Source organism: Brevibacterium pigmentatum, from assembly GCF_011617465.1.
GTDB lineage: Bacteria > Actinomycetota > Actinomycetes > Actinomycetales > Brevibacteriaceae > Brevibacterium > Brevibacterium pigmentatum.
The window spans coordinates 1,894,464-1,908,239 of sequence record NZ_CP050153.1; the positions used below are offsets into that span (position 1 = coordinate 1,894,464).

Below are 13,776 nucleotides of genomic sequence, written 5' to 3' on the forward strand. Positions count from 1 at the left end.
GACACCGACGTACAAACGACGAAGGACGACAATGGGATTCTTTTCTCGCCTGCTCAACCGACCCGGCTCTCACGCGGAGAAGACGACAGGTTGGTTCGAGCGCGCCGTCGACGATCTGGACGCGGCCGGGCGCGAATTCTCGAAACTCAGCGATGCCGAACTCACGGAGGCCGCCGGTGAGGTCTTCGCTTCGGGCACCCAGCAGCAGACGCTCATCCGCTATTGCGCTCTGGCGCGAGAAGCCGGTGAGCGGGTCCTGGACGAACGAGCCTATGACACACAGCTGCGCGGACTCGTCGGACTCCTGCAGGGCAGCATCGTGCAGATGGCCACCGGTGAGGGCAAGACTCTCGTCGGTGCCCTGGCCGCAGCGGGCTATGCGCTGCAGGGACGGCGCGTGCACGTCGTCAGTGTCAATGACTACCTTGCCGTCCGCGACCGCAATTGGATGAAGCCGCTGTTCGACCTCCTCGGGGTGAAATCCACTGCGATCTCCGGTGCGCAGGACGACGACGAACGCCGTGAAGCCTACCGTGCCGAGGTCGTCTACGCGTCGGTGACCGAGGTCGGATTCGATGTCCTCAGGGACCGGTTCCTCACCGAGGATGCCGATCAGCGGGTCCCCGAACGCGATGTCGTCATCGTTGATGAGGCCGATTCCGTGCTCATCGACGAGGCGCGTGTGCCGTTGGTCCTCGCCGGCTCGGCCAGTGTCCAGGACTCCGACGCCGCGATCGCCGCACTCGTATCCCGGCTCAGCCCGGGCACCGACTACGAGGTCAGCGCCGACCGCCATGCCGTCTCGCTCACCGATGCCGGAGTCGACCGGGTCGAGGAGGAGCTCGACGTCGAACTCTTCGGAGAGGATTCCGAGACGCTCGCCGCCGTCAATCTCGCTCTCCACGCCCGGGCGCTGGTCAAACGCGATGTCGATTACCTCGTCGTCGACGGACGAATCAAACTCATCTCCTCTTCCCGCGGACGCGTCGCCGAACTCCAGCGTTGGCCCGATGGGCTCCAGGCCGCGGTCGAAGCCAAGGAGAGCCTCGACGCCACCGACAGCGGAGAGATCCTCGACCAGATGACCGTCGAAGAGCTCATCCACGGCTATGGGACCGTCTGCGGAATGACCGGCACCGCCCTGGCCGTCGGTGACGATCTGCGCGAATTCTACGGACTGGAGATCGTGCCCATCGACACCCACCTGCCCGTGATCCGCATCGACGAACCCGATCGGCTGTTCACCTATCAGGAGTCGAAGGAGCGGGCGATCGTCGAAGAGGTCGCCGACAATCATGCCCGGAATCGTCCCGTGCTCATCGGCACCTCGTCGGTGGCCGAGAGCGAGTCGCTGGCCGAACGGCTGACCGAGCGCGGAATCGACGTCGCCGTGCTCAATGCGAAGGACGATTCCCGGGAGGCCGAGATCATCGCGAAGGCCGGTGCCCCCGGTGCGGTCACGGTGTCGACGCAGATGGCCGGACGCGGCACCGATATCCGTCTGGCCGACGATGATGTCGCCGATGCCGGAGGCCTCCTCGTCATCGGCGCCGGTCGCTATCCTTCGTCACGACTTGATGACCAGCTGCGAGGTCGCGCGGGTCGTCAGGGTGATCCCGGCACGTCCGTGTTCTTCACCAGCCTCGAGGATGAGCTGCTCACCAGAGTTCCCGAGATCCAACGGTTCGTCTCCGAAGGAGATGAGACCGGACTCATCGAATCCAAGCGTGCACTCGGCCTCGTCGAACACGCTCAGCGCATCGCCGAGGGGCAGAACACCGCATTGCACCGTGACACCTGGCGTTTCAATGAGCTCATGGCCAAACAGCGCGACCTCGTCCTCGAACGCCGTGCCGAGATCCGCAAGGACGACGAGCCGGTCGACCAGCTGCGAGAGGAGCTCGGCGACCGTGCCGATGAGATCGTGCAGGAGCATTCGGAGGAACTGCTGGACTCGGTACTCCGCGAAGTCATGCTCTTCCACCTCGACGCGCGCTGGGTCGACCATCTCGCCTTCCTCAACGATCTGCGCGAGGGCATCCACCTGCGCACCTTCGCCAGGGAGAAGCCGCACGAAGCGTTCAACACCGAATCCATCCGCGTCTTCTCGTCGTTCTGGTCCGATGTCATCGACGATTCGAAGGCGACGATCGAGGAAGCGACGATCACCGATGAGGGCATCGACCTCGAGTCGCACGGACTCAAGCGTCCATCGTCGACGTGGACCTATCTGACGACGGAGAATGCGTTCGGCTCCGATATCGAGAACATCGTCAAGAAGGCCCGCCGCTGAGACGTCGCCGGTCAGGAGTCGGCGACGACTCCGCGCCGAATGGCTTCGATCGAGCGTCGCACGCGGACTGCGGTCTCCGGGTCGATGACCTCGGCGACCTGGCCGAGCAGGTCGAGGCTCTGCTTGGCCCACCGGACGAAGTCTCCGGCGGCGATATCGCTTCCCCGCAGAGACTCCGACAGCGTTTTGCCCTCGGTCCACCGGTACATCGGTCTGATCAGCCCTCGGTCCGGTTCGTCGGTCGTATTGAGCGCATGCTGTTCCTCGAGGTGGAAGAGGCGCCGCCAGATCGTCTCGGACTCATCGCAGACGGCCTTGAGGTCGGCGCTCGGTGCCCGGTGCGCGGTCAGGGTGTCCCTGCGGGACTGGAAGACGAAGATCGAAGCGAAGGCCGCGAGCTCCGGCTCATTGAGTCGGTCCCACAGTCCGGCGCGGATCGTCAGCGCCACCAGCAGATCGCGTTCTCCGTAGATCCGACGCAGCATCGTCGAATGCTCGGGGTCGAAACCGAGACCGCGCAGGACATCCTGAACTCGTTCGAAGACGAGAGCGATCGAGGTGGTGCGACCTTCGATACGGGCGATGAGAGAGTCGTTCTCTCGGATGAGTTTGTCCGCCCGGTTGGCCCAGCGGGCGTGGAGCTCCCGGTCCGGGCAGTCGTGGCAGGGGTGTGCCCGCATCTGCGCCTGGAGTTCGGCCACAGTGGTGCTCTCACCCTGATGCTGTCTCTTCGATTCCCAGTGGGCCTCGGCATCGACCCTGCCGTCGTGAACGGCGGCTTCGAGGATGGACAGCAGCTGCCTGCGATCACCTGCCTGCCGGTGGTTGAACTTCTTCGGCACCCGGACTCGCCCCTGAGCGGCAACGGGCTCGGTCACCTCGTGCGGGCGCAGGTGCCACACTTTGCCCTGCTCGGTGAGGACGGTGGGGAGCCTGGAGACACCGTCCTTGTTGCTCATCGGGGCGATGATGACCGCGCGACCGCCGACGCGTTTGGCCGGCATCGTCACCACATCGCCGATCTTGAGCGCGGTGAGGGACTCGACGATATCGCGCTGTTTGTTCCGCGACTTCGTCCGGGTCTCCTGCTTCTGCGTGTCAGAGATCGCCCGACGCAGTGCGGCGTATTCGGAGAAGTCACCGAGATCGCAGTGCATCGACTTCTCGTACGCCTCGATCGTGGCTTCGTTCTTGCGTACCTTGCGCGCCAGCCCGACGACGGCCTTATCGGCCTGGAACTGGGCGAACGAGGTCTCGAGCACCTTCGCGGCTTCGTCCGAGCTCATCCGCGACAGCAGATTCGCCGTCATGTTGTAGGTCGGTCCGAACGCCGAGTTGAGTGCGTAGGAGCGGTTCGAAGCCAGCGCGGCCAGTTCGCTGACCTCGATGGTCGGGTGCCACACCACGACCGAATGGCCGATGCGGTCGATTCCGCGGCGACCGGCGCGTCCGGTCAGCTGCGTGTACTCCCCCGGGGTGATCATCACATGCGCTTCGCCGTTGAACTTCACGAGCTTCTCGAGCACGACGGTGCGAGCGGGCATGTTGATGCCCAACGCCAGGGTCTCCGTGGCGAAGACGACCTTGATGATTCCCTGCGAGAACAGCTCTTCGACGAGCTGTTTGAACTGCGGAATCATCCCCGCGTGGTGCGCGGCGACTCCGAGCAGCAATCCCTCGCGAAAGTTCTGATAGCCGAGGATGCCGAGGTCTTCGTCGGCGAGTTCATCGCGCAGCGATTCCAGTGCCGCGTTGACGATCGTCTTCTCTTCCCGAGAGTTCAGGTCGGTGCCTGTGCTCAGGTACTGTTCGACGGCTTCGTCGCAGCCGTTGCGGGAGAAGATGAACATGATCGCCGGCAGCATCGCCGCCTCGGCGAGGGACGCCACGACCTGGGTGCGACTGGGCCGGCGGAACCGTGCTCGGGTGGCCCGTGCGCGCTTCGAGCGCGGTCCTCCGTGCGTGCGCGTGGCATGGTTGAGGGCCGGATCGATGCGGTCGGAATCGCTGTGCGTGAACAGGTCGTACATCCGGTGGCCGACCAGGACGTGGTTGACCAGCGGCACCGGCCGGTGGCTCGTCGAGACGATCGTCGTCGGTCCTCGGACCTCACGCAGCCAGGCCCCGAATTCCTCGACGTTGGACACCGTCGCCGACAGCGACACCATCTGCACTCGGTCCGGCAGGTGGATGATGACCTCTTCCCAGACCGGGCCGCGGAACCGGTCGGCGAGGTAGTGGACTTCGTCGAGGACGACGAAGCCGAGGTCCGACAGTCCCGCCACGTCGTTGTAGAGCATATTGCGCAGCACTTCGGTGGTCATGACGATGATCGGCGCATCACGTCGGATCGATGTGTCACCGGTGAGAAGCCCGACGTTCTCGGCCCCATGGACCTCGGCCAAGTCGTTGAACTTCTGGTTGCTCAGTGCCTTGATCGGGGTGGTGTAGAAGACCCGTTTGCCCTCACCGCGTGCCAGCTCCACGGCAAATTCCGCGATGAGCGTCTTGCCTGCTCCGGTCGGCGCCGTGACCAGCACGTCCTCGCCCTGCTGCAGATGGCTGCAGGCCTCGACCTGGAAGTCGTCGAGGGCGAACTCGGTGCGTTCCATGAACTGTCCCAAGGGAGTGCGGGCGAACTCCGCACGGGCCTTGAAGTCGGCATAGGCGGCAGAGGGACTCAATGGTTCCTCCGGAGGAGTGTTGGTCGAAAGCGGTGTGGGATCAGTCATTCTTCTCTTCGTCGGTCAGTTCGTCCTCGTCGACCCACAGGCCCTGTGCGATGAGGCGCTTCTTGCGCCGGCGATCATTGAAGAGGCAGATCACCCATGCCAGGCAGAACAGGGTCATCATGGGGATGACGAGGAAGAACATGGACATTGCGTCCGGAGTCGGGGTGGCGATCGCGGCGAACAGGAACACGATCATGACGATGATGCGCCACGACTTCTTGATCCTCTCCGCCGACAGGATCCCGAGCATGTTGAGTCCCACCATGAGCACCGGCAGGACGAAGGCGAGTCCGAAGACCACAATGATGATCATCACGAAGCTCAGGTAGTCCTGTGCCGGGATGATGTTCGTGCCGCCCTCGGGAGTGAACGAGGTCAGTGCCTTCACCGCATTGGGCAATGCGAAGAACGCCATCGTCGACCCTGCCAGGAACAGCGGGATGGCCGCGCCGAGGAAGCCCAGCGAGTACAGCTTCTCCTTGCGCTTCAGGCCCGGGACGATGAACGCCCAGACCTCGTAGAGCCAGATCGGGCAGGAGAGGAAGAGACCGATGAAGAACGAGAGTTTGATCTTCAGGTCGAAGGGCGAGGCGACTCCGGCGAAGTTGATCTCGGCCATCCGTCCACCGTTGTCGCGGATGGTGCGGATCGGCTCTTGGAGGATGTCGAGGACGGGGTCGTAGAGGAACCAGCCGGCTACCGCACCCAGGGCGATGGCGATGGCGGCGATGATGACGCGGTTGCGCAGCTCGACGAGGTGCCCGACGACGGGCATCTTCTTCTCAGGATTGTTCTTCCGTGATCGAGAGGGCTTCCGCTGACTGTTCTCTTTCACTTCTCGTGAGACTGCGGGTCCTGCTTCTCTCGCCGCGATTCCTCGGTTCCGGTGGTCTCACCGGCGCCCGGGGTGGAATCGGTCGAGGAGTTCTTGTTGAGCGCTCCCGGCTCGGTGGTCTTGCCGGATTCGTCTTCGTCGTCGCGCAGGTCCTTGACTTCGGACTTGAAGATCTTCATCGACTGTCCCAGGCTTCGGGCCAGCTGCGGCAGTTTGGGCGCGCCGAAGATGATCACGATGATGAGGATCACGATCGCGATCTGCACGAAACTTGGTTTCATGGGAGCTCCTTGGATTGTTGATTCTGTGGACGATTCTACGCGCTGCGGCTGTGCCTTTCATCCACGTCCGGACGCGGTCTTCTTCTCAACCGAGCCTGCGCAGGGCGGCCGCGACCGCCTCGGTGTCGTCGATCTCGGTGATCACATCGGCATGACAGAGCAGGAAGCGGCTGAGCCACTCCACCGAATGCACGAGCAGGCGGATGCGTAGGCTCGTGTCCCCGCTGTCGAGGTATTCCCGATTCGTCACGTCGAGTTCATCTGCCAGCCATGCTCCCCCGGCCGCGAGACCGAGGGTGACCTCGTATGAGGTCGTCGTGGCAACGCTGACCGACATCGGCGGATGCACCGCCGGTTCCCAGGACCGGATGCGGCCCAGGGCGAAGCGACGCGGAGCTCCGGCCGAGTAGCACCAGGCATCAACGTACCAGTCCGCGCCCGGGACCAAGCGGGTCGGGGCGATGGTCCGCGTCGTGAGTTCGTCGCGGGAGCCCACGTAGTAGTCGATGCGCAGGGCGGCGCCGTCCTCGACCGCCTGTCGCAGGGCGCTCAGGAGGTCCTCGTCGGCGTCGATGGGGCTGACGTCGACGGCTGTGCGCAGGTTCTCGCCTGCCGCCGCTCGCAGTTTGGTCGCGGCGGTGGCCACTGCTTCCGAATCGAGTCCGGGCAGGGACGAGAGCATATCGAGCGCGAGGACGAGGACACCGGCTTCCTCGGCGCTGAGCCGCACGGGCACGGAGACCTCTTCGGCGTTGGAGATGAATATCTGCCCGCCTTCCCACGAGGCATCGATGAGGTCATCGGGCATGTGTCCGGGTCGACCGGTGACGAAGAGCAGCTGCAGATCGTCGATGAGGGTGTCGGAGTCGATGCCGAAGTAGGCGGCGGTCTCTTCGAGGTCCGCACCTGGGTGGGCATCGAGGTAGGGAACAAGGCTGAGCAGCCGGGTGAGGCGTTCACGCGCTGAGGACACTGGCGCCTCCCAGGCGGTTGAGGGATTCGCGAATCGTTTCGCGTCTGCGGTCGACGGCACGCACGAGCTCGGGCGGGTCGACCACGTCGACGGCGTCTCCGAAGCCGACGATCTCGGCGGCGAAGGTGTCGACGTCGGAATAGCCGATGATCACATCGTCTCCGTCGGTGCGGATCTGACGGCGCCGCAGCGGATCGGCCCGGTGGGCGCGGATGTGCAGCGTCGCCTCGGCGACGACGGCCATCTCCGAACTCGACTGCAGCGCCAGCTGCGGGGAGAAGTCCGCGGGGATCTCATAGTCCCCGGGCTCGCGGCCGCTGAGCTTCGCGATCCCGCCTTCGACACGGGAGAGCCGGAAGGTGCGCCGCGCCTGCCGATCGAGGTCGAAGCCGAAGAGGTAGACACGGTCACCGCGACTGAGCAGGGCATAGGGTTCGAGCCGCACCTTCCGCACGCTCTGACCGGGCTTGTGATAGCGGAAGCCGACGGCTTCGCGGGCGTTGATGTGGTGGAGCGCGGTGGCGAAGTTCGCACTCGCCAGCCTGTGTGCCGCGGTGCCCGGGTCGACGCTTCCCGGTCCGGCGGCGGACTGGTCGAGATCGATGCCGAGAGCACGCAGCTTCGTCAGCGCCTGGGCCGAGGACTCCCCGAGTTCGGTCTCCGACCAGAATGCGGCGGCCACGGTCACGGCAGCCACCTCGGCGGGGGTGAGCTCGACGTCACCCATGGCGTAGTCGGCGGTGGAGATCCGGTAGCCGGTCTCCCCCACGTCACCGTAGGCATCGTGTTCGGCGCGGGTCGCAATGGTGATGCCCATATGCCGCAGCAGGTCCTTGTCACGGGAGAACTTGCGGTCGAAGGCGACCTCGTCGAGCCCGGAATAGCCATCGATGGCGCTCATCAGCGTCTTTCGCGACACCCAGCCGCGGGACGCGCGCAGGGCGATCAGCAGATTCATCAGACGCTCGGTCTGCTGTCTCTGTCTGCTGGTGCGGGGTGTTTTCACGATTCCACCGTAACCTAGGCCGGGCGATAGTCTTGGGACCATGATTCATTGGCGCAAAGGAATCGTCACAGCGATTCGCTCCACCCGGCCAGGATACACAGAGGTCGACGTCGAACTGGACGAGGCCGTGCCGGGCACCGATGTGAGATCCATCCGGGCGGTCGCCTACACCGATGCCGTCGGGCAGCCGCGCACCCAGGACACCGTCATCGTCAATGTCTCGGCTCTGGCCAAGCGACTGGGCACCGGAGGCTTCGGTCTCATCATCGCCCTGCCCGATGCGCTGCCGGCCGACCCGCCGGACGGTCCCGGTCATCTGGTCAAGGACCGCTACTCCCCTCTCCAGACGATGGTCCTCGGCGTCGACGATCAGGAATCGCAGCATCATTCCACCCTCGCCGAGGCGGAGCACCTCGAGAACATGCCTGTGGTCGTGGCCGATCTGCATTCGGCTCTGCCCGCGGTGATCGCCGGGATCCGGAGCGTCGACCCCTCACTGTCGGTGGCGTATGTTCTCAGCGACGGTGCGGCTCTGCCGGCCCCGTTCTCCCAAGCCGTCGCCGGGCTCAAGGACGCTGCCTGGCTGGCCGGCGTGATCAGCACCGGCCAGGCCTGGGGCGGAGATCTTGAGGCGGTGACCATCCACACGGGACTGCTCGCCGCCAAGCACGTGATGGGCGCCGACATCACGATCGTCGCTCAGGGCCCAGGGAATCTGGGCACCGGCACGAAGTACGGCTATTCGGGCCTGGTCACCGGAGAGCATCTCAATGCTGCGGCCCTGCTCGGCGGACATCCGGTGGGTCTGCTGCGGATGTCGAACGCGGACGCCCGGGGCCGCCATTTCGGCATCTCCCATCATTCGCTGACGCCGCTGAGTGAGATCGCCCGACCGGGGACGACCGTGCCGGTGCCCGATTTCTCCACCCTCACCGAGGCGGAACGGGCAGAGATGGATCCGGACCCCGATGTTGTGGCCGAGACCGTTGCCGAGCAGCTGCCTCGACTGCAGATGCATGATCTCGTCGATGTCGATCTCACCGGACTGTGGGATGCGCTGCGCGCCTCACCGGTGCGTCTGTCGACGATGGGCAGGAAGCTGCCCGCCGATGCGGCATCGTTCCTCGCGGCAGCCGCCGCGGGACGCTGTGCCGCCGAGCTCGTCCGCAGCTGAGGGCCTGTCCCTCAGAAAAGACAGCTGTGGCCGGGTTCCGAAGAACCCGGCCACAGCTGTTTCAGTCAGAATCAGCGGGTGCCGATATCAGCGCACGTTCTCGAGGTCGCACACGAAGATCAGCGTTTCACCCGGCTGGATGACTCCGCCGGCGCCCTGGTCGCCGTACGCCAGGTGCGGCGGGATCTGCAGGGTGCGGCGTCCGCCGACCTTCATGCCCTGGATGCCCTGGTCCCAACCGGAGATGACCATTCCGGATCCGAGGCGGAACTCCAGCGGGGTGCCGCGGTTGTACGAGGCATCGAACTCTTCGCCCGTGGAATGGGCGACTCCGACGTAGTGCACGCTCACGGTGTCGCCGGGTCCCGCCTCGGCGCCGGTGCCGACGACATCATCGGTGATGATGAGCTCGGTCGGGGCGTCGCCGCCGGGGAAATCGACTTCGGGCTTCTGCTTACTCATGTGTTCCTCCTGGTGTCGGTTCTCTTGAGTTGTCGTTCGGGACAGACCAGTCAGTCACGGCCTGACCGGTCTCTCAGCCCTGGGCAGAGAGTATGTCGACGACGAAGATGAGGGTCGAATCGCCCGGGATGGACGGTTCGCTGCCCTGTTCGCCGTAGCCCTTGTCCGGTGGGACGACGAGGACGACCTGGTCGCCGACCTTCTTGCCGACGAGGCCCTCGTTCCAGCCGTCGATGACCTGAGCTTCGCCGACCGGGGCGACGACGAACGGCTGTCCGCCCTTCTTCCAGTTCGAGTCGAAGGTCTTCGACGTGTCGTCCCAGAGCCAGCCGGAGTACTTCACGGCAACACTCTGGCCCTTCTTGACCTCGTCGCCTTCGCCTTCGATCGTCGTGTAGGTCTCGAGCTCGGTCGGCTTCTTGCCCTTCGGCTTCGAGATCGACGGGGCACCGTCGTCGCCCCATTTCACGGTGACGGGATTGTCCGACTGGTCGGCCTTCTTGCCCTCGGCGCGGGTCAGCGGCTTCTTCGTGTCCTCGACGTCGATGACGTAGACGAGCGTCTGCGAGGCTTGACCCTGCTCGGCGCTGCCGTTGAGCGTCATCATCACGCGTGATCCGACCTTGACGTCGATGAGTGCGTTGTACAGATCTTCGGAGATCTGGGACTTGTCCATGGGGAATCCGGCGGCGGAATCCGAGTCGTAGCTGGATTCGACGGTCTTGCCGGTCGTTCCGGAGACCAGCGTCATCTGTGCCGTGACCTGCTCGCCGTCGGCGATCTTGTCGCCGGTGCCCTCCTTGAGCACCTTCTTCTCGGTCTTGTCCATGACCAGTGGGGCCTCGAAGCTGACCTCGGGCTTCTTCCCGATCTTGCCGTCGACGGTGATGTCGTCGAGGCTGGTCGACTTCGCGTCCTGAGCTGCGACCGACGGCGGAGGTGTGGTCGAGTCCTCTGACTCATCACCCTGCCCGCAGGCCGAGAGCAGCAGCAGACCCGCCGCGATGGCGCTGAGCACTTTGGTGCGCACTGGTTTCCTTTCGTCACAGGAGGCCGCGCCCGGGTAGGGGCTCGACCGGATCACAGGGCGATCTTACAGGCCCGCGATGAGTGTTTCCGCCTGCGGGTGAGTCGTGGCGAACGGGTCCTTGAGTGCGACCGCGCGACCGGATTCGTCGTTGAGGCGCAGATGCACCCAGTCGACGGTGTAGTCCCGACGGGCCGCATGAGCCGCCCGCACGAACTCACCGCGGATCGCCGCCCGTGTGCTCTCGGGCGGGACGTCCTTCGCGCGCTCGGCCGCCTCGGCGGGGACGAGGCTCTTCGCCATCCCGGCGGCTTCCAGCTTGGGGAACAGCCCCGTTGCGGGGGTGATGTCGTGGAAGGCGATGTCGAGGCGGTGGATCCGCGCATCGGCGATATCGGTGATTCCGCGCTGCATGGACCGTTCGATGAGGGTGCGTTTCATCACCCAGTCGATCTCCGTGTCCACGGTTGAGAAGTCCTGCGATTCGACCGCGGTGAGCATCCGCGTCCACAGGTCGATGACGTAGTGGGCGAGATCATCATCGCCGAGGCTGTGCTCCCCCGATTCCACGATCCGCTGAGCCCGATCCCGGTAGTCCGACAGCAGTCCCAGCGGAGTCGTGGTGGTCCCGTCGGTGCGTTCGAGCACGACCCGTCCCGTGAGATCTCGGGCGACGAGCCGGATGTCGCGCACCGGGTGGCGCAGTCCGTTCTCCGGGATCCGCGCACCCTGTTCGATGAGGTCGAGCATGAGCACCGCGGACCCGATCTTGAGCGCCGAGGTGGCCGTCGACATCGAGGAATCACCGACGATGACGTGCAGCCGCCGGTACTTCTCCGCATCCGCATGCGGTTCGTCGCGGGCATTGATGATCGGACGCGACCGCGTCGTCGCCGAGGACAGTCCCTCCCACATGACATCCGAACGCGCGGAGAGACCGAACATCATCTCCGTCCGGTCGGCTTCCTCGTCCGGGGTGAACGCCGACCGGCGCGGGATCACGGCTCCCGCCCCGACGAGCAGCTGCCGGGAGACGAGGAACGGCAGCAGCACTGTCGTCAGCCGATTGAAGTCGAGGGTGCGGCGGATGAGGAAGTTCTCGTGGGACCCATAGGAGTTTCCGGCCGCGTCCGTGTTGTTCTTGACCATGTGCACGCGTCCGCCGATGCCGTCGGCTTCGAGCGCGGCCTGAGCCTTGTCCAGCAGGTCGATCATCAGGCCCTCGCCGGCCCGGTCCTGGGCGAGCAGGTCGCCGAGGTCGTCACATTCGGCGGTCGCGTACTCCGGATGGGATCCGACGTCGAGGTAGAGGCGTGAGCCGTTGGGCAGGAACACGTTCGACGACCGGCCCCATTCGACGACGGGGCGGAAGAGGTAGCGGGCGATCTCCTCGGGGCCGATGCGCCGGCCGTCGGGATCGGCGGTGTGGGCGAGTCCGTATTCGGTTTCGAGCCCGTAGATGCGTGCCATTCAGTCCTCCCGCAGTTCGCTCATCGCCGCATCGTCGAGGCGGCGGGACGTCCGCTGCTTCGACGTCGTGCGATCGAGGACGGCGGCCTCGAGTGCGTCGGTGGCCAGCGTCGCCTGGGTTGCGGCGGCCAAAGCGGCGACACCGTGGTTGAACACTTCGCGCAGACTCATCTGCGAGCTGCGCACCCCTGCCAGAGATGCCGTAATCGCATCGGCCTGACCGCCGATGGCCACATGTTCGGTCTCGTCGATGACGGAGCCGTCGTAGCTGAGCCTGTAGAGCTGGTCGGTCTCCGGTGTGAGTCCGAGTTCGGCGACGACGAGTTCGACCTCGAAGGGCTTGGATTCAGTCGTGAAGACTCCTGCCAGCGTCTGCGCGTACGCGTTGGTCAGTCCGCGAGCGGTGACGTCGGTGCGGTCATAGGAGTATCCGCGCAGATCGGCATAGCGGACTCCGGCCTGGCGGAGGGTCTCGAATTCGTTGTACTTGCCGACGGCGGCGAAGCCGATCCGGTCGTAGATCTCAGCGATCTTGTGCAGCGTCGGTGACGGGTTCTCCGCCAGCAGCAGGATTCCGACGTCGAAGCGCATGACGACCACGGAGCGGCCGCGGGCGATGCCCTTGCGGGCGAAGTCCGCCCGATCCTTCATCAGCTGTTCGGGCGAGACGTAGAACGGTGCCTGACTCATCGACGATCCTTTCGCGGAAACGGTGCCGCACTCATCACCGGGCGGTGGCCGTGCGGCGGGCGACGACCTCGGTGGCGGTGTCCAAGACGGTGGCGGAATCGACTTCGGTGACCCCGTTGTCGAGGTCGACGGTGAAGATCGTCGGAGCGATCTGCCGGACGAAATCCGGTCCGCCCGTCGCCGAGTCGTCGTCGGACGCGTCGAAGAGAGCTTCGACGGCCACGGAGATCGCCTGCTCCTGGTCGAGATCGGCCCGCCACAGCTTCTTCAGTGCCCCGCGGGCGAAGCCGGAACCGGAGCCGATGGAATGGAACCGGTGCTCTTCGTACTTTCCGCCGGTGACGTCGAAGCTGAAGATCTGGCCCTGGGGTCGCGATTCGTCGACTCCGGCGAACAGCGGGACGACGGTCAGTCCCCGCATCGCCAGGCCGAGGTTTCCGCGCAGCATCGCCGCGAGTCGGTTGGCTTTGCCGTTGAGCGACAGGCGGGCGCCTTCGATCTTCTCGTAGTGTTCGAGTTCGAGTTGGAAAAGCCGGATGAGGTCGAGGGCGACACCGGCAGTGCCGGCGATGCCGATGACGGAGTAATCATCGGCGGCTTTGACCTTCTCCATCGAATGCGAGGCGATGAGGTTGCCGATCGTCGCCCTCCGGTCACCGGCCATGAGGATTCCACTGGCCGTGCGGAAGCAGATGATCGTCGTGCCCTCCGGGGACTGTTCGGCCAGATCCCGGGCACCGGGGTGCGGCAGCGCTTCGGGGGCGAGGGAACGGGCGAGTTCGACGAACGAGTTGCTCGTCGAACTCAAGAATGCAGGAGGGAATCCTGCCATC

At 65.1% G+C, this 13,776-nt stretch carries 12 protein-coding genes; 2 read left to right on the forward strand and 10 right to left on the reverse strand.

The genetic code is table 11. From position 1 onward, the window contains the following. Positions 1–31 precede the first annotated feature (31 nt). Positions 32–2,293 carry an accessory Sec system translocase SecA2 gene (gene secA2 / locus GUY30_RS08630; protein ID WP_167196230.1) on the forward strand — a complete coding sequence of 754 codons (2,262 nt, stop codon included), beginning with the start codon at positions 32–34 and terminating at the stop codon, positions 2,291–2,293. 11 nt (positions 2,294–2,304) lie between these two features. On the opposite strand, the gene GUY30_RS08635 is transcribed toward secA2, so the two are convergent. The 5 genes from GUY30_RS08635 to GUY30_RS08655 form a co-directional block, all read right to left on the reverse strand. Further along, complete coding sequence (locus GUY30_RS08635) at positions 2,305–5,025, reverse strand: DEAD/DEAH box helicase (protein WP_167196233.1); 2,721 nt, start codon at positions 5,023–5,025, stop codon at positions 2,305–2,307. After that, positions 5,018–5,800: a twin-arginine translocase subunit TatC gene (gene tatC, locus GUY30_RS08640; RefSeq protein ID WP_167200842.1), complete on the reverse strand. Its 783-nt coding sequence runs from the start codon at positions 5,798–5,800 to the stop codon at positions 5,018–5,020. Before tatC ends, GUY30_RS08635 begins: the two co-directional genes overlap by 8 nt. 56 nt (positions 5,801–5,856) lie before the next feature. Next, positions 5,857–6,141: a Sec-independent protein translocase subunit TatA gene (tatA, locus tag GUY30_RS08645; RefSeq protein WP_167196236.1), complete on the reverse strand. Its 285-nt coding sequence runs from the start codon at positions 6,139–6,141 to the stop codon at positions 5,857–5,859. Between the two features lie 85 nt (positions 6,142–6,226). After that, complete coding sequence (locus tag GUY30_RS08650; RefSeq protein ID WP_167196239.1) at positions 6,227–7,114, reverse strand: WYL domain-containing transcriptional regulator; 888 nt, start codon at positions 7,112–7,114, stop codon at positions 6,227–6,229. Next, a complete protein-coding gene (locus tag GUY30_RS08655; protein ID WP_228281834.1) occupies positions 7,098–8,120 on the reverse strand; it encodes a helix-turn-helix transcriptional regulator in 1,023 nt (340 codons plus the stop codon). The genes GUY30_RS08650 and GUY30_RS08655 overlap by 17 nt, the downstream gene beginning before the upstream one ends. A gap of 40 nt (positions 8,121–8,160) precedes the next feature. Between GUY30_RS08655 and GUY30_RS08660 the strand changes: the two genes are divergently transcribed. Next, positions 8,161–9,294, forward strand: coding sequence for a DUF3866 family protein (locus GUY30_RS08660; RefSeq protein ID WP_167196242.1), 1,134 nt, complete (start codon positions 8,161–8,163; stop codon positions 9,292–9,294). Positions 9,295–9,381: 87 nt separating this feature from the next. Here the strand turns inward: GUY30_RS08660 and GUY30_RS08665 are convergent, their stop codons facing one another. The 5 genes from GUY30_RS08665 to prcB all read right to left on the reverse strand — a co-directional run bounded on the left by GUY30_RS08665 (position 9,382) and on the right by prcB (position 13,775). Further along, positions 9,382–9,756, reverse strand: coding sequence for an FKBP-type peptidyl-prolyl cis-trans isomerase (locus tag GUY30_RS08665; RefSeq protein ID WP_167196245.1), 375 nt, complete (start codon positions 9,754–9,756; stop codon positions 9,382–9,384). Positions 9,757–9,829: 73 nt separating this feature from the next. Beyond that, positions 9,830–10,786, reverse strand: coding sequence for an FKBP-type peptidyl-prolyl cis-trans isomerase (locus tag GUY30_RS08670; RefSeq protein WP_228281835.1), 957 nt, complete (start codon positions 10,784–10,786; stop codon positions 9,830–9,832). Positions 10,787–10,849: 63 nt separating this feature from the next. Then, on the reverse strand, positions 10,850–12,253 hold the full coding sequence (pafA, locus tag GUY30_RS08675) for a Pup--protein ligase (protein ID WP_167196248.1): 1,404 nt from the start codon (positions 12,251–12,253) through the stop codon (positions 10,850–10,852). Beyond that, a complete protein-coding gene (prcA, locus tag GUY30_RS08680) occupies positions 12,254–12,943 on the reverse strand; it encodes a proteasome subunit alpha (protein WP_167196251.1) in 690 nt (229 codons plus the stop codon). It lies immediately after the preceding gene. Between the two features lie 34 nt (positions 12,944–12,977). After that, entirely contained in the window at positions 12,978–13,775 is a 798-nt protein-coding gene (prcB, locus tag GUY30_RS08685) for a proteasome subunit beta (RefSeq protein ID WP_167196255.1), read from the reverse strand. Position 13,776: the final 1 nt, after the last annotated feature.

Coding starts and splice junctions, on each gene's coding strand:
- secA2 (WP_167196230.1), top strand. CDS start 32: ATGGGATTCTTTTCTCGCCTGCTCAACCGACCCGGCTCTCACGCGGAG.
- GUY30_RS08635 (WP_167196233.1), bottom strand. CDS start 5,025: ATGACTGATCCCACACCGCTTTCGACCAACACTCCTCCGGAGGAACCA.
- tatC (WP_167200842.1), bottom strand. CDS start 5,800: ATGCCCGTCGTCGGGCACCTCGTCGAGCTGCGCAACCGCGTCATCATC.
- tatA (WP_167196236.1), bottom strand. CDS start 6,141: ATGAAACCAAGTTTCGTGCAGATCGCGATCGTGATCCTCATCATCGTG.
- GUY30_RS08660 (WP_167196242.1), top strand. CDS start 8,161: ATGATTCATTGGCGCAAAGGAATCGTCACAGCGATTCGCTCCACCCGG.
- GUY30_RS08665 (WP_167196245.1), bottom strand. CDS start 9,756: ATGAGTAAGCAGAAGCCCGAAGTCGATTTCCCCGGCGGCGACGCCCCG.
- pafA (WP_167196248.1), bottom strand. CDS start 12,253: ATGGCACGCATCTACGGGCTCGAAACCGAATACGGACTCGCCCACACC.
- prcA (WP_167196251.1), bottom strand. CDS start 12,943: ATGAGTCAGGCACCGTTCTACGTCTCGCCCGAACAGCTGATGAAGGAT.
- prcB (WP_167196255.1), bottom strand. CDS start 13,775: ATGGCAGGATTCCCTCCTGCATTCTTGAGTTCGACGAGCAACTCGTTC.